Below are 26,436 nucleotides of genomic sequence, written 5' to 3' on the forward strand. Positions count from 1 at the left end.
CGGTGGTCATCAGGCCGGACTACGCCAGCTTATTGGGAGCGCTTCATCCGGCCTGATGACCCCCTGCGTCGCGCTTGGACGATACCCTTCAATGAAGCGTCAGGCACGGTGCAGACTGTCCAGATAAGCTCACCGGTTCCTCGACGCCGTAGGTCCGCGAATAGGTCTGGGCATAGTCGTCGAGCGCCTGTTTCAGATCAGGCAGAATGCTGATCGTCAGCTTGACCGGCGTGCGGTCGGGCAGCTTGCCCAGCTTGATCCCGGCCATGTCAGCGACCTCCCGCGGGGGCGAAGACCAGATCCTTGTGAACGACCAGCCTGACCGGCGCACCCGGCCGGATCGTGATCGTCGGCTGGATACCGAGATTACGCTGGGTGATCTGATCGCCTGCGCGCGACACATTGTCCTGCGTCGACATACGGATCGCCTGGACGAGATCGCTCTGACCCGACAGCGCTAGCTCGGAACTGACACCCAGGAGCGTCGAGAGCGCCACACCTTTCAGCAGCTGCCAGGTGTGGAAATCCACTTTGTCCTGCAGCCCAGCGTAGCCGGACGGATCCATGGCAGGCACATTATCGATACGCAGCGAGCTGCCATCGGGCATGATGATCCGCTGCCAGACGATCAGCGCGCGCTTCTGCCCGAACGCCACGACGCTGTCATAACTGCCGATCAGCCGCGCGCCCTGCGGCACGAGCAGGAGGCGGCCGGTGGCGCTGTCATAGATGTTTTCGGTCACTTGCGCCGTGACGAGTCCCGGAAGATCAGAACGTAGCCCGGTGATCAGGCTGGCCGAGATCACGCTACCCGCCGACAACGTGTAAGGTGACGTCAGCGGTGTCAGCGGGTGCGGATTGACGTCACCGCGCGGATCGAGGTTGGAGACGAATGCCTCCTTGCGTCTCTGCGCGTTAGGATCGTTGGTTGGATCGAGCGCCAGCCTCGGCGCGTCGGGCTGCCCGCTTGATACCACGGCCGCAGGTACGACATCGGCAGCGCCACTGGCTTGCCGTCCTTGCACCAGCACACCCGACTCACGCGCCGCCTTCAACTCCGCCAGCTGGCGCTCGCGCTCGGCGGCCTCGGCCTGCTGACGCTGCTGATCGGTCGGATCGATCGCCACCATGGTCGATTGCTGATGCTCGAGGATCGGCTTGCCGAGATCGCCGGGCAACGGAGGGCCGAGCTTGGCGACATCGCCATAGCTCGCCGGCGCACCGTTAAGCATGTCATTCGCCGCTCTCGAATTGGGCTGCGACAGCTCCTCCTGCGTGGTCACGCCGTGGAACAGGCGCGGTTTCAGCGCCATCCACGTCACCGCGATCAGGCTGACTGAGCCGATTGCGGCGATGGCGATGATCACGCCGCGCTTGAACCGGATCGCGCGCGGCGGCCGGCTCCGGATCGCCAGCGTTTCCGGATCGAGCTTGGGCGGAGTGGCAGCGGGCGCGGCCCCGCTCACGTCAACATCGCTCACGACGGCCTCCGCCGGTTGCCGGTGTCGCCTGTCCGGCTGATCCGCACGACGTCCTGATGCTTGAGGCCAAGACGGAGTTCGGCGATATCGAAGATCCGGTCGACGACGTAATAGCGGCCCTGCACGCGGTAGTTGACGAGGCTGGCGGTGCCCTTGCCGTCAACGAGGAACAGCGGCGGCGCTTCCCCGACGCCAAGGCTCGCAGGAAACTCGATATAAGTCTGTCGCCCGTCGTCGAACGCCCGCAGCGGACGCCATGCCGGCTGATCGCCCGAGATGACATAGCCAAAATGAAGCTGGTCGACCGTCAGACCGGAAGCGATTGGCTGCGCGGCGCGCGCCTGCTCGGCCGCCGCCTTCAACGCGATGAGCTGGTCGGCGGGATAGGTCCAGGACAGCGCCGACATGGCCGTATGGTCGGTGCTGGTCAGCGAGAGGTGATAGGTTCGCCGGTCTGTGGTAATCACGACGTTCGTGGCCAGACCTGCGGTGAAGGGCTTCACCAGGACATGGGTCTGCTTCGTGTCGCCGCTGCCGCTCGCGGTATCGCCAATCACCCAGCGGACCGTGTCGCCCGACGCGACCGCGCCAAGATTCTCGCTGGGCTGGAGCGCGATATCGGTGACTTTCCCGGGCGCGGTGAACACGTGGTAGATGGCGCCGTCGCTATAGGGATAGACCTGCACCGCATTGAGATAGCCGCCGGTCGCGGGCTCCAACGTCGCGGCCCGATTGGCGGCGCGGACCCGCAGCTCGGCGAGTGACGGTGGACGGGGGCGATACCGCACAGGTGGCGGCGATACCACTGTCGGAACAACCGCCGGAGGGGCAACGACCGGTGCGGGAGATGGGGATGCGGGCTGCACCGATGCGACAACCGGTACGGGAGCGGCGGCCGGCGTCTGGGCGAACGCGGGCATAGCAAAGGACAAGGCCGTCGCGGCAAGGATGGCGGATTTCATGGCTTGGTCTCCGGTGTGACGATGGGAGCGGCGAGATTGGGATCGAGCGGCGATCCCGTCGGGATGTTCGCCGGCGCGGCAGGTGCTGCTGGCGCGGCAGATGCCGGTGTCGGGGACGCGGCATCGAGCTCGCGGCTCCAGTCGATTGCATCGACATAGATGCCGAGCGGGTTCTTCCGCAGCGTGTCGGCGCTGGACGGCGGGGCCATGACGACGGTCAAGATGGCGGTCCAGTGCGAAGTGCCGGCCTGGGAACCGCGCTCGTAGGCGGTCTCCACCCATTTGACCTGAAACGACTTGTCAGACGCCCTCACGACGCTGGTCACCTGGACCGAGATCGTCCGCTCTCCGACGCGTCCGAACGGATCGGACACCCTCGCATAGTCGCCGAGGAAGATCGCGCCGCGCTTGGTCGTGAAATCGTACGCCGAGAGCCAGTCCTGGCGCATCAGCACGGGATCGAGCGACACGGTTCGTATGTCGCCGATGAACCTGCTGAGGAACCAGGCGACCTGCGGATCGGTCGGCTGATAGTCCTTCGCGGCAGGTTCGACCGCGCGCGCCTCACCGAGGTGGTCGACCTCGACGACATAGGGCACGACCCGGCTTTGCAGCGATTGCCAGAGCAGACCGCCCGACAAAGCTGTGGTCAGGCCCAGGCAGCCAAATGCCATGAGCCGCCAGTTGCGGGCCTGGACGCGGGCCGAGCCGATCCGCTCGTCCCAGAGCTGGCCCGCGCGCTGATAGGGTGTTTCCGGTGCGGGTGTGCGTCCATAGCGCTGCACCGCTCGCTTGAACAGCATGTCAGTTGTCCATTTCCTTGATGTCGGGGGTTGCGCCGTGGCCGCCGCGGTCGCCCTGACTGACGGCATGCATGGCGGTCTGGCGATGATGGCGAGCCGACTGCTGCGCCTTCATCGCGCGCGCCCAGCCCGGCATGAATGATGAACCGGCTTCGCTGTCTGCGCCGGCGGTTCGGTTGGTGAGCGCGTTGAATGCGGCCTGCCGACCGGATTCGGCGGCTTCGCCAAGCCCGAGCGCGGCAGACATGCGTGATCGTGCCGCGCCGCCGGCCGCACTCGCCATGCCGCCAAGGCCCGCGCCGACGCTCGACGAACCGGCAACTTCCTGTCCGAGCGTATAGGCCGTCGATGCGGCAGAGCCCATCGCCGTGCCCGCACGGACCGCGCCGAGACCGGCGGCAGCGAGGCCGCGCGCAGCGCCAACAGCGCCCGCGCCGCCCAGATACATGATGCCGCCGGCGCCGAGCACGGTGCCAAGCGCGGCACCCGCGCCGAGCTGTGGCGCGCCCGCCACAAGGCCGGAGGCAATGCCTGGACCGAAGATGCCGAGCCCGAACAGGGCAAGGCTGGCGAGCACGAGGCTCATCGCCTTGCCGATGTCGGGCTCTGTCCCCTGCAGGGACGCGGTGAATGGCTGAAAATAATTGGAACCGATGCCGACGATGACGGCCAGCACCATCACCTTGATACCGGAGCTGACGACATTGCCCAGCACGCGTTCGGCCAGGAAGTTCGTCCGGTTCCAGAGCGCGAACGGCACGAGGATGAAGCCGGCCAGCGAGGTCAGCTTGAACTCGAGGATCGTCACGAACATCTGCACGGCGAGGATGAAGAAGGCGAGGACGACGATCACCCAGGCGACCAGCAGCACGACGATCGTCAGGAAGTTGTCGAAGAAGGTCGTGAAGCCGAGATATTGTTTGGCCTGCTGGAGCAATGGCCACGCCGCGGAGAAGCCGGTGCCGGCGAGCCGCCCAGGCTTCAAGAGATCAGCGGCGGTCAGCGTGCCGCCACCGGCGGTCAGCCCGGCCTGCGCGAACGAGCGAAAGATGATGTCGGAAAGCGTCGAGAAGCTGTTCAGGATGAACGCGAACGCACCGATGTAGAGGATCTTGCGGATCAGCCGACCGAGTACATTGTCCTCGCCGCCCAGAGCCCAGAACAGCCCGGCCAGCGTGATGTCGAGCGCGATCAGCGTGCGGCTGAGGAAGCTGACGTCGGGCCCTAGCAGACCGAACCCGCTGTCGATGTAACGGATAAAGGCCTGCATGAACTGATCGATGACGGACAGGTCGTTCACGATGCTGGTGTCCTGATGCTAAGGAGGGATGCCGCGGAGCCCGGCCGGGGGAGCAAGGGGGCGACCGAGCTCCGCGGCGACGGCGGCGATTGGGAGGGGGACCGCCGCCGCGCTTTCCGGCTCGGCCTACTGGGGGATGTAGGCGTTGCCGGAGCCGAGGAACTTGGTGGTCGCGTCCTGCGCGTCGGTTTGCGACTGCACGCGGTTGGCTTGGTTGATCGCATCCGCGCGGTATTGCGCGGCCATCAGCGTTTGGATCTGGAACTGCTGCTTGGCGACGAGCGCGAGGAGCTGGTTGGTGGCCTGTTGCGCCTGCAACGCGCCTTGCGAACCCTGGCTGCGCTGAACGATGCCGTTCAAGGCGGTCTGATCGGCCGCGATATTCTCGACGACCTGCGCCTGCACGGTCATGGTCTGCTTGTAGGCCGCCATCGACGTGTAGAGTCGCGAACGCGCTGCGATGACATGCTGGTCATTGCTCAGCGCGGCATTGAAGCTCGACGGGAACATCGACCGATATTGCTGGTCGAGGCCCGAGACGCGGAACTGGATGCCCTGCGCCTGACCCATCAGCACGTCGATCTGCTGGATGGTCTGTTGGAGCGCCTGCAATTCTGGGAAGCTGATCGTCGTCAGGTTCCTCGCCTGATTGATCAGGCTCTGCGCCTGGTTCTGCAGCATGCGGATTTGGTTGTTGATCTGCTCGAGCGTCCGGGCGGCGGTCAGGATATTCTGGCCGTAGTTGGACGGATCAAACACGATGATGGCATGCGCGGGCTGGCTCGGCACCAGCATGCCCGTGACACCCAAGCCGATGGCGCCGAGGCCGAACGCGCCGGCGATCAGGTACCTCTTGAGGGGAGTGGGTCTCGTCATGGTCGTTCTCCTTGGATTGGAGGGTAGGGAAAGAAGGTCAGGCGGCCGGGTCAGGGAAATCGCCGAGCAGATCGGCGGCCCAGTCGAGATCGGCGGCTTGGAGGAGATGCGCGGCGAAGCCGTCAGGCCCGTGTTCGGCCAGGATCGCATCGATGCGTTTCTGACTGTCGGGATCGGAGGCACCGCAGAGCGCGAGCGCGATTGGTCCTAGCCCCAGTTCGAACAGGCGGTTGCCGCGCGCCGATTGCAGATAATAATGCCGCTTAGGCGTGGCGCGGCTGATCAGCTCGATCTGCCGGTCGTTGAGGCCGAATCGTTCATAGGCTTGGCGCGACTGCGGCTCGATCGCGCGGTCGTTGGGGAGCAGGATGCGCTGCGGACAGCTTTCGATGATGGCGGGCGCGATACTGCTGCCGGCGATATCGGCGAGGCTTTGGGTGGCGAACACCACCGAGACATTCTTCTTGCGAAGTGTCTTCAGCCATTCGCGGATGCGCGCGGCAAACAGCGGATGGTCGAGGAAGATCCAGGCTTCGTCGAGGATCAGCAACGTCGGCCGGCCGTCGAAGCGCTCCTCAAGCCGGTGGAACAGATATGTGAGCACCGGCGCGACCACGCTCGCCTGTCCGAGCAGCGCCTCGGTCTCGAAGCATTGCACGTCGGCGAAAGCGAACCCGCTTTCCGCGGCATCCAGCAGCCGGCCGTGCGGACCGTCGAGCGTATAGGGCTGGATCGCCGTGCGCAGCGCGTTCGATTGCAGGAGCAGCGCCAGTCCGGTCATCGTCCGTTCCTGCGGCGGCGCGGAGGCAAGACTGTTCAGCGCCGACCACACGGCGTCCTTGACCTCGGGCGTGACCGCGACCTTTTCGGCATCGAGCAGGGCCGCGATCCATTCGGCCGCCCATGCTCGTTCCGCCGTATCGTCGATCCGTTGCAGGGGCTGGAAGGCCAGCGCGCCTTCTGAATCCGGACCATCCGATCCGAGCCCCAGCGCATGATGCGCGCCGCCCATGGCCAGCACGGCGGCGCGTGCCGAAAAGCCTTTGTCGAAGATGTAGACTTGGGCGTGCGGATAACGTCGGAACTGAAGCGCCAGCAGCGCGAGCAGCACCGACTTGCCGGCGCCAGTCGGGCCGACAATGATCTCATGACCGACGTCGCCGACATGGGTGGAGAGCCGAAACGGTGTCGAGCCGGAGGTCTGCGCGACCAGCAGCGGCGGCCCGCCCAAATGGGCGTTGCGGGTCGGTCCCGCCCAGACGCTGGAGAGCGGCATCAGATGGGCAAGGTTGAGCGTGTGGACGATCGGCTGCCGGACATTCGCATAGGCATGGCCCGGCAGTGACGAGAGCCAGGCTTCGACCGCATTCACGCCCTCGCGGATCGTTGTGAAACCCAAGCCGCCGGTGATCCGCTCGACCTGCCGGATCTTGTCTTCAACGCGGGCGCGATCCTCGTCCGAGACGGTGATAGTCGTGGTCAGATAGCCGAAGGCGACGTGATCGCCGCCGAGCGCCTGCAGCGCGAGATCAGCATCGGCGACCTTGTTGTCGGCATCGCTGTCGAGGAGCTGGACGGGCTGGTTGTAAAGCACCTCGCGCAGCAGCGCGGTGATCGACTTCCTCTTGTTGAACCATTGCCGCCGAACCTTGGTCAGCTGCTTGGTGGCATCGGTCTTGTCGAGGGCGATGAAGCGCGTGACCCAGCGATAGGGAAAGTCGGCTTCGTTGAGCGCGTCGAGAATCCCCGGACGGCTCATGTTGGGAAAGCCGGTGACGGTCAGCGTGCGCAGATGCCGCCCGCCCAGCATCGGTTCGAGCCCGCCGGTCAGCGGCGTATCTACCAGAAGAGCGTCGAGATAGATCGGCGTCTCAGGCACCGCGACGGACATGCGCCGGTTGGAGATCGTCCCGTGCAGATAGGTCAGCGTCTCCGCCGAGTTGAGCGCGCGCACCTCGGGCATGAACGCGGTGAACAGGTCGAGCGCACGATCCGTCTCGGCGATGAAGCTCGCCAGGGCGCCGCGCCAGTCGCGCCCCTGATCCGCATCGGGGCGATTGACCAGCGAACGGCCCGCGGCATCCGCGCCGTCGGCGGCGGGGAGCCAGGTGAGCGTCAGGTGATAGCGGCTCTCATAATGCGTGCCTTCGGCCTCGAAACGGGCGCGGCGCTCCTCATCGACCAGCCATGACGCTGCATCGGGAAATCGGCTGTCGGGGTAGCCTAACGCTTCGCGCCGCTCGGCTTCGAAGAACAGCGCCCAGCCGGTGCCGAAGCGCTTCAGCACATTGTTGGCGCGCGCGCAGGCGGAGATGAGTTCGGCCTCGGTTGCGCTCTCGAGATCGGGACCGCGGAACGTCAGGGTGCGCTGGAAGCTGCCGTCCTTGTTGAGGACAACGCCTTCGGCGACCAGCGCCGCCCAGGGCAGATGGTCGGCGAGCCGATCGGCGCTATGCCGATATTCGCGCAAACTCAGCATGCGAGATAGCTCCGCTGGCGAAGATGACGGATGAGGACCGGGGCAAAGGCGGAATCGCGACGCGCGGCGAACACGGCGATGCTGTGCCCGACAGCCCAGACGACGATGCCGGCGATCCATTGCTGCAGACCGAGCCCGATTGCCGCGGCGAGCGTTCCATTGACGATCGCCAGGCCCCGCGGGGCGCCGCCAAGCAGGATCGGCGCTCCGAGGCTCCCATGAATGGGAACCTCGAAGCCCTCGATATGGCCGCCGGCATGATGTGCGGCGACGTTCATGCGATCAGCGCTCCGCCGCCGAAGCTGAAGAACGACAGGAAAAAGCTCGACGCCGCGAATGCGATTGAGAGGCCGAAGATGATCTGGATAAGCCGCCGGAAGCCGCCCGCCGTCTCGCCGAACGCGAGCGTCAGGCCGGTGACGATGATAATGATCACCGCGATGATCTTAGCGACCGGCCCTTGCACGGAGTCCAGCACCTGCTGGAGCGGCTGTTCCCACGGCATCCCCGTACCGGCGGCATGGGCCTTGCCGGCGATCATGATGCCGAAGCCGATGACGGCGCCGGCGAGGAATGTGCAACGGCGATCGGGGACAGTGAAGGTAGGCGCACGCATAGTCAGACTCCTTGGGCTTGAGAGGTCGGGGTAATGTCGATGAGGCCGTAGCCGCCGTCGGGATCGAGCCCGACGACGCGCGCGATCGTCTCGATGCGGCGCGCTAGCCCGCGACCGGCGATGAAGACGATGAGGTCGATCGCATCCGCGATCAGTGGGCGCGGCACGCTGACCACGGCCTCCTGCACGAGCTGCTCGACACGGTAGAGCGCCGAGAGCGCCGAATTGGCGTGGACCGTGGCGATGCCGCCCGGATGGCCGGTGTTCCAGGCCTTGAGCATGTCGAGTGCCTCGGCGCCCCGAACCTCGCCGACGATGACGCGGTCAGGTCGGAGCCTGAGCGTCGAGCGAACCAGATCGGCCATCGTCACCGAGCCGGCCCGCGTGCGCAGCGCAACCACATCTGGGGCAGCGCATTGCAACTCTCGCGTGTCCTCGATCAGGATCACGCGCTCATCGAGACGCGCCATCTCGGCAAGCAGAGCGTTCGCCAGCGTGGTCTTGCCCGACGACGTGCCGCCGACGACGAGGATATTGCGGCGCTCGACAACGGCCATGGACAGTATGCGCGTGGCGTCCGCCGACATGATGCCGTCGGTCACATAGTCGAGCAGCGTGTAGATGCGTGCGGCCGGTTTGCGGATCGAGAAACAGGGCGCGAGGCTGACCGGCGGCAGCACGCCTTCAAAGCGTTCGCCGGCGCCCTCGCCATGGGGCGGCAGCTCGGCCGAGACGATTGGCCGCTCGGCGTGAACCTCGCCGCGAGCGTGGCTCGCGACCAAACGGATGATACGTTCGACCTGGGCGCCATCGATCCGCACGTCTGTATCGACGCGGCCTTCGCCCAATATATCGACGCGCAGCGCACCGTCGGGATTGACCATCACCTCGATGATGCGCGGATCCGCGAGCGCGGCGGCGATCGCCGGCCCCATTGCCGTGCGTAGCATCGCCCGGCGGCGTTCCCCGGAAATGGGAGAGCCGCTCATCGATCATCCCCATCGGCTTCGCCGACGGCAAGTGTCCGGTTGCCGCCAGCGATCTGGCGGCCGAGCTGGGCGATAAAGCGCTCGAACCGCTCATTGCCGACCGCCCGGGCCGCGCTATCGGCTTCGGGCAGTGGCGCGGTGACGGTGAGCTGGTAGCGCACGAACAGCGATAGCGCTTCGAGCACCACCTCAACGTCGCGCCGGCAGGCGCCTACCTCCCGCGAAATCCGGTCCAGCCTGGGCTTCAGAAGATCGTCGACCTCCTTGGTCGCGCGCCGCGCGAGCCAGGCGCCGAGCGCCTCGTTGACGATGCGCGACTTGTTGCCGCCGGGCCGGAGCGCCAGCGCCTCGAGCGCGTCGCTCAAGCTCTGGTCGATGTAGAGATTCTGCCGAACCTTCATGGCTCACATGCCCGGCAGCAGGTCGCGATCGCGACCCTGGTTCATGGCGTCGGCGCGCACGAGCGCGGTGCGCACGCGATCCATCGCGCGCTTGTCGGCGGCCGCGTCAGAATCGTCGCGATCAAGATCGGGAAGCTCGAGCTGCTTGGGCTGTTCGGGCTTGGCCGGAGCGGCCTCGATGCCAGGATGACGCTCCTGTTGAAGCCCGCCGTCCTCGGCGGTATCCTGATTGTTCTCGGCACGGGCCAGCCGGGCATCGGGAAGCCGGGCGAGATGGCCCCAGTCGTTGGTGCGCGACGGCGGGGCGTCGGCGTAGCGGCTAGCACCAAGCGCAGGCGCCGGCAGGACCCGGGCGGTGAAGGTGCTATCCTCGTAGTAGCGCAGCTTCGCGGCGCGGATCGGGGCGAGCCCGGCGACCATCACCAGTTCGTCCGTGGGCGGAAGCTGCATCACTTCGCCTTGGGTCAGGAGCGGGCGCGCCGTCTCCTGTCGGCTGACCATGACGTGCGCGAGCCAGGGCGCGAGCCGGTGGCCGGCATAGTTGCGCATGGCGCGCTGCTCGGTCGCCTGCCCCAGCGCGTCGGAGATGCGGCGCGCCGTGCGCTCGTCATTGGTCGCGAAAGCCACGCGGACATGGCAATTGTCGAGAATGCTGTTGTGCTCGCCATAGGCCTTCTCGATCTGGTTCAGCGACTGGGCGATCAGGAAGGCGCGGACGCCGTAGCCGGCCATGAAGGCGAGGCTGGTCTCGAAGAAATCGAGGCGGCCGAGCGCCGGAAACTCGTCGAGCATCATCAGGAGCTGGTGCTTGCGGCCGCGCGTCGTTTCGGCGTCCAGCTTCTCGGTCAGGCGCCGGCCTATCTGGTTAAGGATCAGGCGGATCAGGGGCTTGGTCCGGCTGATGTCGGAGGGCGGCACGACAAGGTAGAGCGAAACTGGCTGCTTCGCCTCGACGAGATCGGCGATGCGCCAGTCGCAGCGCGAGGTGACCTCGGCGACGGTCGGATCGCGGTAGAGGCCGAGAAACGACATCGCGGTGGAAAGGACGCCCGACCGTTCGTTGTCGGACTTGTTCAGAACCTCGCGCGCGGCGCTGGCGACGACGGGGTGAACCATCGGCGCTTCGCGGGTGCCGAGATGATTGGTGGTCATCATCCGCTTGAGCGTCGCGGCGAACGGGCGCTGCGGATCGGAGAGGAAGGTCGCGACCCGCGCGAGCGTCTTTTCTTCCTCGGCGTACAGAATGTGCAGGATCGCACCGACGAGCAGCGAGTGGCTGGTTTTTTCCCAGTGATTTCTGCGCTCGAGCGCCCCTTCCGGATCGACGAGAATGTCAGCGATATTTTGAACGTCGCGGACTTCGTTCTCCCCGCGACGAACCTCGAGCAGCGGGTTGTATTTGGCCGAGGCCGCATCGGTTGGATTGAAGAGCAGGCAATGCGAAAAACGCGCGCGAAAGCCGGCGGTCAGCGTCCAGTTCTCGCCCTTGATATCGTGGATGACCGCCGAGCCGGTCCAGCCGAGCAGGGTCGGAACGACGAGGCCCACGCCCTTGCCCGAGCGGGTCGGCGCGAAGGCCATGACATGTTCCGGGCCATCATGGCGCAGATAATGGTGCCCGAGCCGTCCGAGAAAGATCCCGGCATCACGATGAAGGCCGGCACGCTCGATCTCGCGGGGCGTCGCCCAACGCGCCGAACCATAGGTCGTGACGTTGCTTGCCTGCCGCGCTCGCCACAGCGATCCGGCGATCGCCGCGCCGCAACCAATAAATCCGCTGGCGCCCGCAATGGCACCGGCACGGTCAAAGACATGCGGCGCATAGGCGTCGAAATGATACCACCATGGGACGATCGCCCAGGGGCGATAGACCGGCCAATGGCCCACGAAAAACCAGGGTGGGCCGAGTTCGGGCTGCCATGCGAGCTTCCACGCCGCCCATTGGGTCGCGAACCAGATGCCCACGATCACGATGGCGAAAACGATGATGATCTGGCCGATCAACAGCCTGGTGGGGGTCATGCTCTTGCTCCGGGAAGGACGGTCCGTCCTCACGACACAAGAATCGCATCGCCGGAGCGCGAAGCGTTAGAGCCTCGCTGCCGACCCTAGCCCCCTCTCGGCCGACATTTTTGTCACCAAGGGCGAGAAAAGTAGCAAATCATCCCCCTGCGAGTGGGGGCGACGCCGATATCGGTGTAGACTTGCCGGGCTTCATTTTGAGATTCGCGTCCGAAACAATCGTGAGCGAGAACTGGCGGTGCATCCCGACGTGATCGAATTTCGCGATCGTCTCTTCAGCTATGCGTCGGCGCAAGCCATTCCGCTGCCTGCCCTGCGCGACGAACTGCTCACGCTGCATCATTCGATCGACAACGAGGAGAGCCGGATCGAGTTGATGCGGTTGTTCAACGTCATTGCCGATCTGCTCGAGGCCTATTTGGTCCGAAACGGTGAGGACTTGGAAGCCTTCCGGCTGCATCGGCGCGGCCAGATCTGGCAGTTCCTGCGGGAGGAAAGCCTCGTCGAAGGGCGAGTCGATCGCGCCACACTTCTTTCTGTTACTGAACGGGAAGTAGCAGCCGGAAGGTTAAGCGAGGCTGACGAGATACGCCGTTATGCCCTTGGCGACGATCATGCCTTCGACGGATATCTTCGAATTCACTGATTGCCGGGGGTCAACACCGTCCGGCTTTTAGTGAGCGGAACGAGGCATGCCGATCGCGCCCTGCCTGGTCTCATCTTGATCGAAGTTGCGGAGGAACTATCGTTGGGTAGGAGCCGCAGTGGGAGGGCATCGAAGATCAATTCTGCGGCACTTCGGCCGATACATTCCGACGGTGTCCTCGCAATTCTGACCGCCGCCAACTACTCAGTCGAACTGGCAACATGACAGGCGCCGCTCGAAATTGCGACGGCAGCGCCCGATCACTTACAGGAGGAAGAGGAATTCATGAACAATAGCGATCTGGCCGAACGTCTGTCGACCGAGCATGGGCTGAGCAAAGCCGATGCCCGAAAGATGGTGGACACGGTATTCGCGGCGATCGGCGACGCCGCTGCGAAGGGAGAGGAAGTCGCGCTCAACGGCTTCGGCAAGTTCCGCGTGAAGGCGAGTCTGGCGCGCGAGGGACGCAATCCCGCAACGGGCGAGCCGATGAAGATAAAGGCATCGAAAAAGCTTCGATTCACGCTGGCCAAGGCGGTCAAAGACAAGCTCAATGGCTGAACGATCACGTGAAATTCTTCGTATCTGTAGTCATGATTTCTACTGATGACACAGCTTGCGACGAGCCCGACTAGGAGACCTGCACCGCGAAGGCGGGATGGAGCATGCGGAAACTGTCGAGCGCCGTTTCTCGCGCGCGGTCTAGCTCATCGGCGGCGTGCGGTTCTACCATGAAGGTGTAACAATGAGCATCGCCGCAGGCGCAAGGTTTGATGCTACCGCTCATCCAGTGGCGTTTGAACGTCCGCCGAATTTCATCGACCTCGCGAACGACCTTGCCCAAGCCGGCCCGCAATTGCACATCGCGCACCGTGTGGAGCGAGGGGATGCGCCGGATTTCCGCGCCGTCGCGCAAGCGCCAGATGCCGGTATTGAGAGCCGCGATCGTATCTTCGATCGCTTGCTCAAATGCAGGCAATTGGCTTTCGATCATGAACGGCGTGCGGAATGCCGGGCGATCGAACACGGCCGCCATCATCTGCAGGATCTCCTCGTCGGACATCTGCGGAAAATCATCGATAAAGCGCCGCAAATCGCCTGCGGCGTCCGGGAAGGGTTCACCCGACACGAACCTGTCGAGCAGAAATTCGGCCCGAAGCCGCAACTCTTCCTCGAACTCGATGCTTGACCAGATTGCGACGTGATGAACACTGAGTGCCCGCGCGGCGTCCGCTACGCGATCCCGCTGCTAACTGGATACCGATCCGCGGCAGACGAACTTGAAGGCATCGGGTATTCCCGTCGGCGCCTTCACGGCCTTTTCCATGTCGCCTCGCGCTTTGGCCAGCGTCAGGCTGTCGCGATTGACGCACTGGATCACCGTTCGGCGAGCCGGTTCGCCATCGAACGGCTCGATCCCGAAAATATCGCGTCCCTGGTCGCTCCCGGTTTGACCATGCCACGCAACATCGCCCCATCCCGCGCGCAGATGATAGGCGAAGACCAGCCGCTCGAACTCCTCGCCGCTAAAATCCTCGAAGTGGATCGGCCTGACGGTGCGGGCGGGAATGCTCACGCCGCCTCGACGGCGTGAACCTCGATCGCGACACCGAGGCGCTTTCGCACTGCACCAAAGATCGCGGCGAGATTGTCCATGCTCGGGTTGCCGCTCTGGGAAAGCATCCGGTGAAGGCTCTTGCTCGGGCGATTCGTCTCTGCCGCCAGTTCCTCGAACCCGACCGACGCGTTGACGAGATCGCGCAGGATCAGCCGCGCCACGTTCGGTTCACCATTCAGGAAAGCGGTCGCGGCTTCGTCCAGCATTGCTTTCGCGAACGCGGGATCACGCGCCGCGCGCTCCTTCACAGTCTCCTTGAAATCGCGTGTCAGCACCATCCTTTTTACCTCTTTGCCTTCTACGCCGCCGCCTTGCGGGCCTTGTACTCCGCGAGCAGTTCACCGGCCCGGTCGATGTCGGCCTGCTGCCGCTTCTTGGTACCGCCTACGAACAGGATGATCAGCTCATCTCCGTCGCGGGCGAGGTAGAGCCGGTAGCCCGGTCCCCAGTCGATGCGATATTCGCCAAGACCGCCGCCGAGCCATTTGACATTGGACGTATTGCCCAGCTCCAACCGCACGACCGCCGTCGCGACCTTCGCAGCGGCCTGCGCATCCAGACCGTCAAACCAATCGCGGAACGGGCATGCACCGTCCTCCCGGACATATTCCTCAACGACCATCGAATCTTCTCTGAATAAGTAACGTATATGTTACCGTTTGTCGAGTCTCCGCTGCCGCTTGCGGTTCCAACCGAATTGTTCCGGCCGAAATCGCCGATTGGAAAAGCGAAGGCCCGAACGATTGTCTTCCCCTGCCGTCTGTCCAATAACGGCAGCGGGCAGAAAGAAAAACGGCGGCATGGGCCAAGGGGGAAATGTGGGGCAAGTTCCTGAGGAAGCCATTCACGAAATGCAGCGGCGATGGTGAGCTTCAGCAACTTCCATCGGCTCGATCACGCTGCCCGGCAGGTGGCGATCGAATTACTCGCCAACGCCGATCAGGGCGCGCCACCATCCTTCATGTCCTTCACCTACAGGTGGATGGCATTCAACGGATGGATGTCGGCGGTGACGCTGCAGAACCAGGACTGGAAGATCATCAATGTGATAGCTGGTAACGAGAAGCTGGGCGAGACGCATGACGCCTTGCTAGCATCCGAGCCCTATCGTGAGCGGGTGACCGAGTTTGCGGCGCTATGGCCGGTCTTCAATGTCCGGGATGCCCGCAAGAAGCTCGGCTACGATGTTTTCGCGCACCATGATCGTCACGCGCTTCTCGCGACCGACATCAGGCGCCAGCCGGAGGAGTGGGAGCCGGGCGCATCGCCGAGCTGGGACCAGCTTATTCGCGCGATCTACCAGGTCCGGTGCAACATGTTCCACGGCGAGAAATCACCGCAAAACGCGCGCGACCACGACCTGATACGATCCTCGGACCGGGTGCTGGGATTTTTCATCGTGCAGAGCGGCTGCTTCGCGTGGCACGATCAATGAGCAGCGTTGCGCTCTGGACCTCGGGCAAGACCGTCGCGCTGACCGGCCAGCAGCGGCACCGCCATAAGGGCGCGATCGCAACCGACTTCACCGCGCCGGCGCTCGCCCCTGCCATCTCGTTCAACGCCACGGCGCTCTCCGCCGCGATCGCGCGCACGGCGACCCTGCGCGCGGCCCCTCCCGAACTGCTCGCCCACATCGGCGACAGCGCACGCTCGGAAGCGCAGATCCTGCTTGCTGACGGGCCGACGTTCGCGCTGTCACCCCTGTTCGCGCATATGGCAGATAGCGAACGCACTCATTTCGCGTCGCGGATCGGCGCCGGTATCACCGATCTCTACATGAACGCACTCGGCTATAGCTGGCGCGACAACGCGGTCTGCCTTGCATCGGCGCTCGATCCCCACGCCGACTTCCTCTATTTCGGCGGCAATGCGCTCGGCCACGGCGTCGTGCTGGCGGAGGCGCGGGGCTCCTTTGCCCAGAACGTCACCGACGCGGCGATGGCGCGCGCGGCCGCCGCAAAATATCTGCGCCAGGTCCGCCCCTACATTGGCGCATCGTCGCTCCACGGCCAGGTTATCCATGGCTATGCCGTCGCATTCGGTGCGCAGCCCACCAGCCAGGGCGCGTTTCTGCGTCTGTCGCAGACATCGCGAGCAAAGCCCAAGGGCAACGCCTCTCCGCCGCCGGTAGCGTCAAGCGCCCAGGTTCCGGCCACGATCGCGCTTGCCACGCACCGTTCGAACTTCATCCTGATGGACGCCTTGCCGGTCGCCCGCTGGATCGACTGGGTCACCGGCGCCGGCGATATTCCGGATGACGGCGAGCCGATCCTGTTCGTCCGCTTCAAATATGACGGCCGGGCGTTCCTCGCTTCGATCGACGCGCTTGCGCCCTATCGTTCGCCGCTCCTGTGGCACGACGAGTTCTTCGATCATCCCTTCTGGCGCTGGCATTGGGAAACGCGGCGGTTCCGTGCGTCTCCGTTCCTCCCGTTCATCATGGAGGAGACCGCCGCTTTCGCCTTCCTCCAGGCGCTGACCGGACTGATCCGGATCGGTCCGCGCGAGCGACCGCCGGTCGAGCTTCTGGAACTGCCCGTGGGCGACGTCGCGGGCTTCAACGAGGGCAGCGGAGAGATCGGCTTCAGGACAGCTCGCGAACCCTATGACTATGCGCTCTTTCGCGATGGCCTCGCCCTGATCTCCGACCTGCCGCGGCGGGGGCCCGCCGATATCCTGCGATGGCATCCGAGAGAGGGGCTCGACGGCGCTGCGCCATAGCGTGGTCCCGGCCTCCTTTTTGCTATCGCACGGGCTATGACCAAGATCGCGAAATGGCAGCGCATCCCGACACAGGAGGAGCTGGCTGCCTTCACCGGCATGCATTGCGCCCGGCAGTATCGCGACGCGCTTGCCTCGGGCTGGCGCTGCCCGTTCTGTCGCCGCAACGCGCATGAACTGGTGCGCTGGACCCAGATCAGGGGGCCGAGCTGGCGCGCCCGCTATGGCGACGAATATAGCATGGGCTTCACGATCGTCCTGACCGAGCATCACTGCCATAATGGTCGCCGCTTCCCGCCGACGCGCATCTGCGGCGATTGCAATTCCGCCGATGGCGCCGCCAAGCGCAAGCTGTCGTTACCGGAAGCCTGGTCCTTCACGCCTGCGGAAATCGGGTCGTTCGTGACCGTCGGTCCCCACAGCGGGAAGACCGTCATTGACTATGTGCGGGCGCAGGCAATTTTCGATGCAGCCGCCCAGCCGCCATTCCGGCCGCGATAATGCGCAATCACTATGTGCCGCAATTTCTCCAGCGCGCCTGGACGGACGCGAAGGACGGCAAGCTCGAAGTCTATCACATCATGGCCAGCGGCGTTCACGCGACGAAGAAGGTGCCCAAGGGCCCGGCTACAAGGAGGACATGCTCTCGCTGACCCGCGAGACTATCGCCGGCATGGGGCGACATGACATCGAGGAGATCGTGCTGAAGCAGGTCGACAACGATGCCGCGCTCGTTCGCGACAAGCTTCTGGCGCGCAGGCTTGGCGACCTGTCGCATGAGGAGCGATGTGCGTGGGTCCGGTTCATCATGTCGCTGCGTATCCGCGACCCGCAGATCGTCAGCGGCCTGATCGCGGACAGCGATCAGGAACTGCGCCGCTCGCTTCGCGAAGACCATGACGAATATGGCGCGCTTGCCGATGGCGAGGATCCAGCCTCACTCGAGGGCTGGACCGAGCGGCATTTCCCAGGCCTCACCGAGAATTTCGGCCTCTCATTCTTCCATGAGCTGCTGAACGACGACAAGGTGGGCAACAAGCTGCTTCGCCTCAAATGGTGGGTGTTCGACGTGTCGCCCGCGAGCGCCTGTCTGCGGCTCGGTGACCGGCCCGCCATATTCTTCGGCGGGATCGATGACCCGAACCTCGCGGTCGCACTGCCGATTAGCCCGGCTCATCTGTTCATCGCAACGCGTGGCCCAGCTCTGGAAACGGGCTTGCCCAGAACCGCCCCCAAGGATCTCGTGAGCCGGGTGAACGACGCGACGGTGCGTCAGGCGGCGCGCTATGTTTATGGCCGCGACGCTCGAAGCCTGCGCTTCATTACCAACCGGCGCGGAACAGGTTCGCTCGCCCGTTAGGAAATCGTCGGTCCGCTGCGCTGGCGGCCAAGCGTCCAGTTGATCCCGCTCTCCCGCATGATGCCCGACACCGCTTTGCCGACATGCCGGTCGAGCACGGGCCGCCAGGGAACCAACGTGAAATCACGCGCGCGTTCGATCAGCGCATAGCGCCCGCTCGCCATGTCGACGGTGCGGGAGAAACGGCCTTCGATCCGCTCGTTCAGCCCGGGCTCGGCAAAGGGTTTTGCAAGCTCATCGGACAGCTGGCCGGCGACACGCAACAGCTCACGCCGCTGGAGCGCTGCGAGCATGCCGCGCCCATAGGTGAAACGGCCATCCTGTTCCTCGGCAAAACCTTCCGCCACCAGCCATTGCCGCCGGCGCGCCATGGCATCGCGGACATCGTATCCAAACCCGGCATCGCGAAGCGGCTCGGGAATGTCGGCGACCAGCTCGCGATCGATCCAGGTCGCAGCCTGAACATTGACCAGCCTGTCGAGCCGCTGCGCCGACAGGGTTTCGACGGTGACGGGACGGTCCTTCGCGCGCGCCACCTCATAGGCGGCGGCGCGCTCGAGATGATCGGGGGCGATGACCCATGTCCCGTCGGGCTCGCACTCGACGTTGCGGCTCAGCCGGCGCATCGCTTCGAGACGCCTCACATGGGATTCGGCATAGCCTTCCGTCGCGGACGGATCGTGGCGCAGATGCGCGTCGACCGTGTAGCGCCCCTCATTAGCGGCGGCGACCTCGGCGATCGTGCGGTCAGCCTCGCGTATCCCGGTCTCGACCGGCGCGATACGGACGATCGCACCGTTGGCGTGGGCCTCGACATTCTCGCCTTTGCCGAGTTTGACATAGTGCGAGCGCCCGTCGGTCGCCTCAACGATCAGATAATGGCGATCGTTGATCTCGTCGGACAGGCCGCGCTCGACCACCCGGCCGACCAACGGGCGGGCGTCGGGCGCGCCGGGATCGTAGATGGCCTGGTCCGCGATGGCGGGGGTATCGCCGCGCGCGGCATAGGCGCGCTGCATGGTGCGAATGATGTCGCCGCGCTCGCCCATGCGGCGCAGCGTGTCGGCAAGCGCGGGTGCGAGCCGCCAGTGCGTCGCGCCCATCTGCGTAGCGAGGCCGAGCCGCTCGAGCGTTTTCAGACGGCCCATCCGGATCGACTGGTCGAAGGCGCCCCGAGCGGCCGAGCTGGCGAGGACATTCTCCTCGGCATCGCGGATCAGTGAGCGGTCGATGCTGGTCAGCCGTTCCTGCCCGACCTCGGCGCGCAAGCGCTGCTCGATCGCGTCGTCGGTGTGGGGACCGAGATCGAGATCGACGAGTTCGCAGGCGCGCTCGCGCAAGCCGTGGCTGATATAGTCGCGCGCGATGATCAGATCCTTGCCGCGATCATCCTTCCCGCGCACGATGATATGGGTGTGGGGATGGCCGGTGTTGAAATGATCGACCGCCACCCAGTCGAGCTTCGTCCCGAGATCCTCTTCCATCCGCGTCGTAAGCCGGCGGGTCAGCGGCTTCAGATCCTCATAATCCGCGCCGTCCTCGGCGCTGACGATGATGCGGAACTGATGGCGGTCGTCCTTGGCCTGTTCGAGCCAGGCGTTGCGATCCACCTTATCGCTTTCGGCTCCATAGAGCTGGCCGCGCCCGCCATCGCGCGTCGTGCCGTCACGCTCGACATAGCGCAGATGCGCCCGGGCCGCGCTGAAGCCCTTGCCCTTGAGCGTGATGAGCCTCGCCTTAACGATGACGCGGCGCTGGCGAAAGGCGGCATAACGATCGCGGGCGGAGAGCACGCGGCCGACGCCCGCGCCCCGGCCGATCCTGCTGCCGGTGAAGCCGCTACGCCGGGCCGCGAGCGGCGCGCCGCCGCGCGCCAGATTGGCGGCAGCCAGGACACAATGGAGGAACTTGCGCGCGCGCTTGCCATTGCCCTTGCCGCCGACGCGCATGCGGCCGAGCCGCGGTTCGAAATCGTCGTCGCTGGTCATCATGGGGCCATCCGGGACTGGAAAAGACCAACCATGCGCGCGAGCGCGAAAGCTGAAAATCGGTGCCGCCCACAATGGCGGAAAACTGCGGTTTCCCGGGCTACCGGCACTGTCGAATCGACCATGGCACTGCCGGGCGCCTCAAGAAAAACGATGTGCAGACAATAGCTTATGGCCTGTCGCCGCAGGCGGACAGTGCCATAGCTTCTCTATCTTGCCTTACGCGACCCTACCGACAAAGCTGCCGTCTCGATCCTGTGCCCCTCAACCCGCCTGTCATCCACCGCCCTGCGACTATGAAAAAGGGCCTCCAGCGACGCCTTGCTGACGCCGCCGGAAGCCCTCGACATGATGCTTTTCATGTTATCCCATATGCGCTTCACAAGCCGTCTCACGCGCCGCCAGAAGCGCCTTCGCGGCCTCATGCTCGGCCTCGATCTGCGCCCGTTCATCAGCGTCATCGCACCACGAAAGTTCGGCGCGCAGCTCCTCGATGTGTTGCTCGATGGTCATCTAAACCTCCTCGATCATGCGAAAGATGACGTTCGCGACCGGGGCGGAGCTGGCCGGGTCAAGGACCGCGAAGCGGCCGCGCGGCGGCGACGGGGGAGCCGATTTTGTCGTCGTTGGAGTGGAGCGAAGCGGAGCGGAAATGGCGACAAAATTGGGGGCACCGTCGTCCTTGAGGCGGCCAGTTCCGTCCCGGTATCATGGGTCGACCTGAGCAGATTTTCCCGCCCGCCCTACGCGATACCGGTGCGGAAAAGCGCCTCTTCTACGCCGAAAACGGGTATCAGGCGGACCGATAATCCTCATGTTCGAGGCTGCGTGCCTCCCGCCATCTCGGATCGTCGAAGGCCGATATGTCGATGTCGCCATTGGCAAGCGCCTCGCATGCGGCAGCGGTGCTGGCGGCCTCAACGTCGATTACGATCGCGCTCTCGACCCGATAGGTTTGGTGGATAGCGATGCGCATTTTCATGGCCATTCTCTCCATAGGAAAAGCCCCGCACCGTCTCCGGCGCGGGGCTGATCGGCTCAGTCGGCGGGGTTCCAGATGATGGCGAAGGCGTCCTCGTCATCCTGTCCGGCGGCGCGGCCGAGATTGGCGTAGATCTTGCGCGGCCCGAACTCGGGCGCCGCCATGCTGAGCGACACATAGTCCTTGCCGGAGCGTTCGCCGGTTCTGACCCAGCCGCCGCCGACCTCCGAGCCCGAGCAATAGACCCGGTAGTCGGGGTGGCTTTCGTGGCTCTTGGAGCGGTTGGGGACGATCTCGACGTCGGTCCGGATCGACAGGGTACGCAGCTGCCCCTTGAAGCCGTCTTCGTTGCGGGTGACATATCCGATGGCAGGCATGTTCGGTCTCCTTGAGATTCGCCCGCGAACTTTTCGGGGCGATGGGCAGACCGTGGGAATGGCTAGAGCGTGCGCGCGAACCCGCTGGGCCGGAGCGAAGCGGAGGACCGGAGTGGCGGGCTGATTTGGAGGCGAAGCCGACCGCGAGGAGCCCGTGGCACACGGGCGGGGAAATCAGTTCGCCGCGATGGTTTCGCGCGGGCGCGGCCATTCCAGGTCAATGCCCTTGAGCCGCGAATGACCCGCGGGATGTCGTCGGAACCGATTGCAGCAGACTATCGGATAGCCCCTGACAAGGCGGCATCAGGTGCGACCTGCGACCGCTTATCCGTCCTCTGAGGCCGAGATTTCCACTCCGATCCGGGGCCAGAAAGGCCCCGGCCGCGTAGGTTCGGTCCGGGCAGACGGGCGGTGGACATGCTGAAGAAGCTGGCCCGCCCGGCGTGATGAGATGTCGGGCGATGGCTGCCCGAGCGGGCGTCCCGCGCCATCCGGTGCGCGGTGAACAGGACGGGGACCAGCCACACCGATCCGCTGCCCCGTCCGTGGTTGGCGTCCAGTCCTGCGCCGGAGATGGCGCCGGGCTAGCCGGTCGTGGTCATCCGCGACGGCGACGACGAGAAAGATCGCGGCCCGCGACAAAGGCGCATCGATGCACTGCGCATCGATCGGAACACGGTGAAACAGAGCTGTCGATGTCGATAAAGGAAAGGGCATTATATCGATTGAAAACGGGCTCAGGGAAGACCTCCTGCCAAGACGGCAATCCCGCAGTCACCGTTTCCAGCAAGCACCCATTGCGCTGATGCGCAAAGGCAGTGGATACCGCTGCCAGACCAAGCTACCTGTCATCGATGAATCATCTGTTTTCCGGTCACTCCGTTCGCGAGCAGGCGCTGGCGCGAGCCGATGTCGAGAGCCTGCTCATATCATCGTCGCCGTCCCATCTGATCGACTGCGCTTTGGAGGAAGCTGACCTTGCGGGGTTGGACCTATCCCGCTGGACGTTCGAGCGATGCAATCTGCGCCGCGCTGATTTCACCGGCTCGAAGCTGGAAGGGACGGTCTGGCGATCCTGCCGCGCCGCTCTGACCCAATTCACCGGCGCCGAACTGAGCGAGGCCACCTTTGTCGCCAGCGACTTCAATAATTGCGTTTTGCGAGGATCGACGCTCGCCTCTGCGACATTCGAGCGGTGTAAACTAACGGGCGGGGACCTGTCGGAATCCAAAGCCCTCGACGTTCGCTTTGAGGAAACCCTGTTGGTCCACGCCAAACTGTCGGGATATTCATTCCGAAAGCAAACCTTGAAGAAGATCGACTTCGGGCAAGCCGATCTGCGCAAGTGCGATTTCCGCGCTACGATTTTCGAGGAGTGCAGCCTGCGGGATGCGATTATGACGGGTTCGCGCTTCGAGGGCGCGGATTTGCGAGGTGCTGACCTAGGAGGCTTGCGACTTGTGGACGCCAGCCTGTTCCGGGGCGCAACCATCTCACGCGAGCAGGCCGGACAGCTCTTTAGCGAACTGGGGCTCAATGTTCGGTGAAGCGGCGCTATATCTCACCAGTTATGTCTCCTGTTCGATCGATCCCACTCGGAGCGGATCGACTCGAGCCTATCAATCGAAGACATCCGCCGCGTCTGCGTTTGCAAAGGATATAATCGCCTCTCCTTTGCGGCCAAGAAACTGCGATAGGTGCCATATTCGGACCATATGCTGCTGTGTCCGTGCCTGTGCGGATATTGCAGTTCGAGGCTGAAGCTCGGGCGTTCGGGAGCCATGATGCCTTCCATCAATCGAGTAGGGAGGTTCCTCGCGGTTCCCCCCTCTCACACCACCGGGCATACGTTCGGCGTACCACGGCGGTTTCCGGTAGTGTTCAGCGCGATATGATGTCGGGCGAGGCTGACCAGCTGCTGCTCATCAAACCATGCGGTGGTCATCCCTTGCTGGGTTACCCCGCCGCACCACCTTCTATCCGATTCCTGTTCGTCAGCCCCGAGCTTTGCCTCCGGCTTCCTCTTCACCCCGCCTCGCGACGACGCAGTTGCCTTCGGCTAGCGGTTCCGGCCAACCGGCCCGCAGAGGACTTGCACCTCTAACATCAGCGCCATGCCTAGTGCACAAGGAAGGGGATGGCGGCTTGCCCGCCATCCCCAAAGGGCTTCAAGCCGCCTCGCGTTCGGGTTCGCCTTGCGGTTCCGGCGCGGGTGCGGGCAGCGCCAGCACCTTACCCGGATCAGTGGGATTGGGATCGTCCCGCACCCGCGCGGCTGCGACCGATGCCGCCTTCTCGACCGTGCCGACTCCGCCGCGCGTGGTGTAAGCGGCGGGCGGGAAGACCATCCACTTCGGCACCCAATGTTCGACCTTGGCGCGGCCATCGGCTCCGGCAAGATGGTTGGCGACAATGGTCTTGAGCGTTTTGGCCTTCTCGCCTGCATTGGCGCGCGCAACCGTCTCGCCCGCCACTTCGGCGACGATAGCGGTCAGGACTTCCCGGTCGCGGATCAGCGAGAGGAACGCCTCGTCGGCCTCCCAATAGCGGGCCATATCGACGCCGATCTCCTGCCCCACCGCCTCGACGGCAGCGCTACCCACCGCCAGCGTCTCACCGATGAGGCAAGCGATCACGTCCATGACAGCGCGGTCAGGAAGGCCGAGCAGATGCAGGAAGACGCTGACCAGCCCGAAGCCGTCGCCGTTGCCGCCGGTAACGGTGGGTTCTTCGGCGGAGAAGTCGAGCAGCGACAGGACGGCGCGGCGCTTCTCGTCAAAATCGGCCTCGCCCTGGCACGTCTCTAGGCTTTCGCGCACATCGTCGTTGCGCGTGGTCTGTGGCTCGGGCGCTACCCGCCACAGATGCGAGCCGACAATGACATGGGCGACCATTAGGCGAAGCGCGACCTTGGGATGACGGGTCAGCGCGGCGCGCACAGCGGCATGGCGATGCAAGTCGATATAGGTCTGCATTGTGCTCGTCACCTCGGGCCGGGGCGACATCTGGCCGGTGCCGAGCGGCTCGCCGTTTTGCAGACGGCGGGCCTCTTTGCGGGTCACATAGCCTTCGTGGAAGGTCACTTCGCCATTGCCACGCACGTCGATATAGACGCGCCCGCCCTTGCGCTTGGGGGCCTTCTCATATTCCCATGACGAGAATTGTTCGCCCACCGGCACGATCACGACATCAGACCATCCGGCGTCGAGATAGTCGTCGCGCCGCGCCTCGATGGCGGCATTCTGCGCAGTCCAGAAGGCTGCCGTCTCGCTGAAATAGCGATCCTCGCCAAACAAGTCCGCGACGATACCGGGCACGCCCTCGGTGTCGAACAGTGCGTGCTTGACCGGGATCGACTGTCCGCCGAAGAGCCACGCCTTCAACTGGTGGCCGGTCGGGACATAGGCTTGCGGGTCGTCGCGGAGGGCCAGCCAGGCGCGTTGCTGGCTCTTGCTCGCCATCGTCAGGTGGCGCACCGTCGCCGCATCGATCTTTTCGCGGCGATAGAGGTCACGGATGCGCGGCATCAGATTGCCGAGCGCCAGCACCCGTCGCACCATCAATTCGGGCAGTCCGAAGGTGGCCGATATGTCGCCCACGTCGCGGCCCTCCCTGACCAGCCGGGTGAAGGTCTCCCACTGGGTCACCTCGTCGGGGTCCAGCCGCGCGACATTTTCGATCAGCGAGGCCTCGATGGCGTCGGCGTCGTCGCTCGCGGCGAGAATGGCGCAGGGCATCGGCTCGACGTCCTGCCCCTCGGCGCGGCGTTCATCGGCGATGATGCTGGCGGCAGTGAAGCGCCGTGCGCCCGCGACGATCTCAAAGGTTTCGGGGCTGCCATTGGGCCTGACGAGGACCGGCACGATGACGCCGCGCTTGCGCACGGTCGGCAATATGTCGGACACGTCGGGAGCCCTCTTGGCGTAGCGCATATTGGCCTTGCTGACCGATAGCTTGCCAAGCTCGATGAATTGGAGTTCCATAACACTCACCTTGCAAAAGGTGCCGGTCCGTCGCTCTTTCCGGGGCTGGCGGACCGGCTTACCGTCGGCGGGAAACGCCCGCCTGCGTCATCCGTCTGCTGACGGAAGCTCGTTGGCTGCGGCACGGCGCAGCAGGCTTTGGGCATGAAGGATCGAACCGGCGCGGCGCGACCATTCGGCCCAGACCGAAATCGGGTGGATGCTCTCGAAACCGATATCGCGCTCGATCCCCATGCCGTAGGGCAAGCGGACGGCGGCGATTTCCGAGAGGCTGAACACGCCGAGTTCGGGACAGCCGAAGCCCAGATCGGCCAAGCCGAACAAGGTATCGTCATCCCCATAAAGTTCGGTGGCGAGCCATGTCGCCGCGCCCAGCGGGTTGAACAGTTTCAGCACCGGCACCGGGTCCGGCGCGGGCTTTTCGTCGCGCATCGCGGCGCGGCGGTTGATGTCGTTGCAGCGCAGCGCAAAACGCAGTTCGGGGGTCAGGAGGATCATGCCGCGATCCTTCCTTGCGCTGCATCCTGTGCCTCACGGTGGCGGGACAGTAGCCAGTCGGCGGCCTTGGTGGCGGCGCTGGCGGCGCGGAAGATCGCGCGATTATCCTCGCGCAGCACGTCCAGCCATGACGCGAGATAATCGGCGTGACGAACGGTCGGAACGATGCCGAGCGCGGCGCACAGGAAGGCCGATCCCATTTCGGCAACATATCCTGACAGTCCAGCGCTAATGTGAATTCCAGCGCCATTTTTGCGAACCTGTTTCACGCCGCCATCTCCTCGGCCTGGGGCTGCTGGGCATGCATCCAATCGGCTGCGGCCTGGGCCTTGCT

30 protein-coding genes are annotated in these 26,436 nt (G+C 64.6%); 7 read left to right on the plus strand and 23 right to left on the minus strand.

The features are described from left to right. Positions 1 to 88: 88 nt before the first annotated feature. The 12 genes from EH199_RS20540 to EH199_RS20595 all read right to left on the minus strand — a co-directional run bounded on the left by EH199_RS20540 (position 89) and on the right by EH199_RS20595 (position 11,929). Positions 89 to 268, minus strand: coding sequence for a DUF2274 domain-containing protein (locus tag EH199_RS20540; RefSeq protein ID WP_124811007.1), 180 nt, complete (start codon positions 266 to 268; stop codon positions 89 to 91). Between the two features lies 1 nt (position 269). Continuing rightward, positions 270 to 1,466 (minus strand): TrbI/VirB10 family protein, encoded by a 1,197-nt coding sequence (locus tag EH199_RS20545; protein ID WP_124811008.1) that lies wholly within the window; start codon positions 1,464 to 1,466, stop codon positions 270 to 272. 11 nt (positions 1,467 to 1,477) lie between these two features. Then, positions 1,478 to 2,443 (minus strand): P-type conjugative transfer protein TrbG, encoded by a 966-nt coding sequence (gene trbG / locus EH199_RS20550; protein ID WP_223806818.1) that lies wholly within the window; start codon positions 2,441 to 2,443, stop codon positions 1,478 to 1,480. Continuing rightward, entirely contained in the window at positions 2,440 to 3,246 is an 807-nt protein-coding gene (trbF, locus tag EH199_RS20555) for a conjugal transfer protein TrbF (RefSeq protein ID WP_124811009.1), read from the minus strand. Before trbF ends, trbG begins: the two co-directional genes overlap by 4 nt. A gap of 1 nt (position 3,247) precedes the next feature. After that, the gene (gene trbL / locus EH199_RS20560; protein WP_124811010.1) at positions 3,248 to 4,546 is read right to left on the minus strand and encodes a P-type conjugative transfer protein TrbL; all 1,299 of its coding nucleotides are present in this window, start codon (positions 4,544 to 4,546) and stop codon (positions 3,248 to 3,250) included. A 126-nt stretch (positions 4,547 to 4,672) separates the two neighbouring features. Further along, complete coding sequence (gene trbJ, locus EH199_RS20565) at positions 4,673 to 5,422, minus strand: P-type conjugative transfer protein TrbJ (RefSeq protein ID WP_124811011.1); 750 nt, start codon at positions 5,420 to 5,422, stop codon at positions 4,673 to 4,675. A 37-nt stretch (positions 5,423 to 5,459) separates the two neighbouring features. Next, a complete protein-coding gene (gene trbE / locus EH199_RS20570; protein WP_124811012.1) occupies positions 5,460 to 7,901 on the minus strand; it encodes a conjugal transfer protein TrbE in 2,442 nt (813 codons plus the stop codon). Then, positions 7,895 to 8,179 carry a VirB3 family type IV secretion system protein gene (locus EH199_RS20575; RefSeq protein ID WP_124811013.1) on the minus strand — a complete coding sequence of 95 codons (285 nt, stop codon included), beginning with the start codon at positions 8,177 to 8,179 and terminating at the stop codon, positions 7,895 to 7,897. Before EH199_RS20575 ends, trbE begins: the two co-directional genes overlap by 7 nt. Next, the gene (locus EH199_RS20580) at positions 8,176 to 8,442 is read right to left on the minus strand and encodes a TrbC/VirB2 family protein (protein ID WP_370449707.1); all 267 of its coding nucleotides are present in this window, start codon (positions 8,440 to 8,442) and stop codon (positions 8,176 to 8,178) included. The genes EH199_RS20575 and EH199_RS20580 overlap by 4 nt, the downstream gene beginning before the upstream one ends. A gap of 77 nt (positions 8,443 to 8,519) precedes the next feature. Then, positions 8,520 to 9,506 carry a P-type conjugative transfer ATPase TrbB gene (gene trbB / locus EH199_RS20585; protein WP_124811015.1) on the minus strand — a complete coding sequence of 329 codons (987 nt, stop codon included), beginning with the start codon at positions 9,504 to 9,506 and terminating at the stop codon, positions 8,520 to 8,522. Beyond that, positions 9,503 to 9,907: a CopG family transcriptional regulator gene (locus EH199_RS20590; protein WP_124811016.1), complete on the minus strand. Its 405-nt coding sequence runs from the start codon at positions 9,905 to 9,907 to the stop codon at positions 9,503 to 9,505. The genes trbB and EH199_RS20590 overlap by 4 nt, the downstream gene beginning before the upstream one ends. 3 nt (positions 9,908 to 9,910) lie before the next feature. Then, positions 9,911 to 11,929, minus strand: coding sequence for a conjugal transfer protein TraG (locus EH199_RS20595; RefSeq protein ID WP_124811017.1), 2,019 nt, complete (start codon positions 11,927 to 11,929; stop codon positions 9,911 to 9,913). Between the two features lie 238 nt (positions 11,930 to 12,167). On the opposite strand from EH199_RS20595, the gene EH199_RS20600 reads away from it, so the two are divergent. Both EH199_RS20600 and EH199_RS20605 read left to right on the plus strand, forming a co-directional pair. Next, positions 12,168 to 12,575: a hypothetical protein gene (locus EH199_RS20600; protein ID WP_124811018.1), complete on the plus strand. Its 408-nt coding sequence runs from the start codon at positions 12,168 to 12,170 to the stop codon at positions 12,573 to 12,575. A gap of 285 nt (positions 12,576 to 12,860) precedes the next feature. Continuing rightward, on the plus strand, positions 12,861 to 13,136 hold the full coding sequence (locus EH199_RS20605; protein WP_124811019.1) for an HU family DNA-binding protein: 276 nt from the start codon (positions 12,861 to 12,863) through the stop codon (positions 13,134 to 13,136). 70 nt (positions 13,137 to 13,206) lie between these two features. Here the strand turns inward: EH199_RS20605 and EH199_RS24800 are convergent, their stop codons facing one another. From EH199_RS24800 to EH199_RS20620, 4 genes are all read right to left on the minus strand, one after another. After that, positions 13,207 to 13,740: a hypothetical protein gene (locus EH199_RS24800; protein ID WP_223806819.1), complete on the minus strand. Its 534-nt coding sequence runs from the start codon at positions 13,738 to 13,740 to the stop codon at positions 13,207 to 13,209. An 84-nt stretch (positions 13,741 to 13,824) separates the two neighbouring features. Further along, positions 13,825 to 14,151 (minus strand): restriction endonuclease, encoded by a 327-nt coding sequence (locus EH199_RS24805; protein ID WP_223806820.1) that lies wholly within the window; start codon positions 14,149 to 14,151, stop codon positions 13,825 to 13,827. Continuing rightward, positions 14,148 to 14,441, minus strand: a complete 294-nt coding sequence (locus tag EH199_RS20615; RefSeq protein WP_223806821.1) for a DNA-binding protein — start codon at positions 14,439 to 14,441, stop codon at positions 14,148 to 14,150. The genes EH199_RS24805 and EH199_RS20615 overlap by 4 nt, the downstream gene beginning before the upstream one ends. A gap of 50 nt (positions 14,442 to 14,491) precedes the next feature. Next, positions 14,492 to 14,815 carry a type II toxin-antitoxin system RelE/ParE family toxin gene (locus tag EH199_RS20620; protein WP_124811021.1) on the minus strand — a complete coding sequence of 108 codons (324 nt, stop codon included), beginning with the start codon at positions 14,813 to 14,815 and terminating at the stop codon, positions 14,492 to 14,494. Between the two features lie 240 nt (positions 14,816 to 15,055). Between EH199_RS20620 and EH199_RS20625 the strand changes: the two genes are divergently transcribed. From EH199_RS20625 to EH199_RS20640, 4 genes are read left to right on the plus strand one after another with little or no spacing between them, the layout of a single operon-like run. Then, positions 15,056 to 15,628 (plus strand): hypothetical protein, encoded by a 573-nt coding sequence (locus EH199_RS20625; RefSeq protein ID WP_124811022.1) that lies wholly within the window; start codon positions 15,056 to 15,058, stop codon positions 15,626 to 15,628. Next, positions 15,625 to 16,914, plus strand: a complete 1,290-nt coding sequence (locus EH199_RS20630; RefSeq protein ID WP_124811023.1) for a hypothetical protein — start codon at positions 15,625 to 15,627, stop codon at positions 16,912 to 16,914. Before EH199_RS20625 ends, EH199_RS20630 begins: the two co-directional genes overlap by 4 nt. 36 nt (positions 16,915 to 16,950) lie before the next feature. Next, positions 16,951 to 17,415 (plus strand): hypothetical protein, encoded by a 465-nt coding sequence (locus tag EH199_RS20635; RefSeq protein WP_124811024.1) that lies wholly within the window; start codon positions 16,951 to 16,953, stop codon positions 17,413 to 17,415. Next, positions 17,381 to 18,274 carry a DUF4238 domain-containing protein gene (locus EH199_RS20640; protein ID WP_124811025.1) on the plus strand — a complete coding sequence of 298 codons (894 nt, stop codon included), beginning with the start codon at positions 17,381 to 17,383 and terminating at the stop codon, positions 18,272 to 18,274. The genes EH199_RS20635 and EH199_RS20640 overlap by 35 nt, the downstream gene beginning before the upstream one ends. Here the strand turns inward: EH199_RS20640 and rlxS are convergent. From rlxS to EH199_RS20655, 4 genes are all read right to left on the minus strand, one after another. Further along, entirely contained in the window at positions 18,271 to 20,262 is a 1,992-nt protein-coding gene (gene rlxS / locus EH199_RS20645) for a relaxase/mobilization nuclease RlxS (protein ID WP_124811034.1), read from the minus strand. The genes EH199_RS20640 and rlxS overlap by 4 nt on opposite strands. Positions 20,263 to 20,625: 363 nt before the next feature. Next, the gene (locus tag EH199_RS24520) at positions 20,626 to 20,775 is read right to left on the minus strand and encodes a hypothetical protein (RefSeq protein WP_190287376.1); all 150 of its coding nucleotides are present in this window, start codon (positions 20,773 to 20,775) and stop codon (positions 20,626 to 20,628) included. A gap of 280 nt (positions 20,776 to 21,055) precedes the next feature. Then, positions 21,056 to 21,244, minus strand: a complete 189-nt coding sequence (locus tag EH199_RS20650) for a hypothetical protein (RefSeq protein ID WP_124811026.1) — start codon at positions 21,242 to 21,244, stop codon at positions 21,056 to 21,058. 56 nt (positions 21,245 to 21,300) lie between these two features. Beyond that, positions 21,301 to 21,621, minus strand: coding sequence for a DUF736 domain-containing protein (locus tag EH199_RS20655; protein WP_124811027.1), 321 nt, complete (start codon positions 21,619 to 21,621; stop codon positions 21,301 to 21,303). Between the two features lie 854 nt (positions 21,622 to 22,475). On the opposite strand from EH199_RS20655, the gene EH199_RS20665 reads away from it, so the two are divergent. Beyond that, positions 22,476 to 23,168, plus strand: a complete 693-nt coding sequence (locus tag EH199_RS20665; RefSeq protein WP_124811029.1) for a pentapeptide repeat-containing protein — start codon at positions 22,476 to 22,478, stop codon at positions 23,166 to 23,168. 621 nt (positions 23,169 to 23,789) lie between these two features. Here EH199_RS20665 and EH199_RS20670 read toward each other — a convergent pair. The 3 genes from EH199_RS20670 to EH199_RS24810 all read right to left on the minus strand — a co-directional run. Continuing rightward, on the minus strand, positions 23,790 to 25,604 hold the full coding sequence (locus EH199_RS20670) for a ParB N-terminal domain-containing protein (protein ID WP_124811030.1): 1,815 nt from the start codon (positions 25,602 to 25,604) through the stop codon (positions 23,790 to 23,792). Between the two features lie 87 nt (positions 25,605 to 25,691). Next, on the minus strand, positions 25,692 to 26,102 hold the full coding sequence (locus EH199_RS20675; RefSeq protein ID WP_124811031.1) for a DUF2958 domain-containing protein: 411 nt from the start codon (positions 26,100 to 26,102) through the stop codon (positions 25,692 to 25,694). Beyond that, positions 26,099 to 26,436, minus strand: a 338-nt coding sequence (locus EH199_RS24810; RefSeq protein ID WP_255420464.1) for a zincin-like metallopeptidase domain-containing protein, incomplete at its 5' end; no start/stop codon positions are given. The genes EH199_RS24810 and EH199_RS20675, both read right to left, overlap by 4 nt.

It is taken from the genome of Novosphingobium sp. LASN5T, from assembly GCF_003856955.1.
Classification (GTDB): Bacteria; Pseudomonadota; Alphaproteobacteria; order Sphingomonadales; family Sphingomonadaceae; genus Novosphingobium.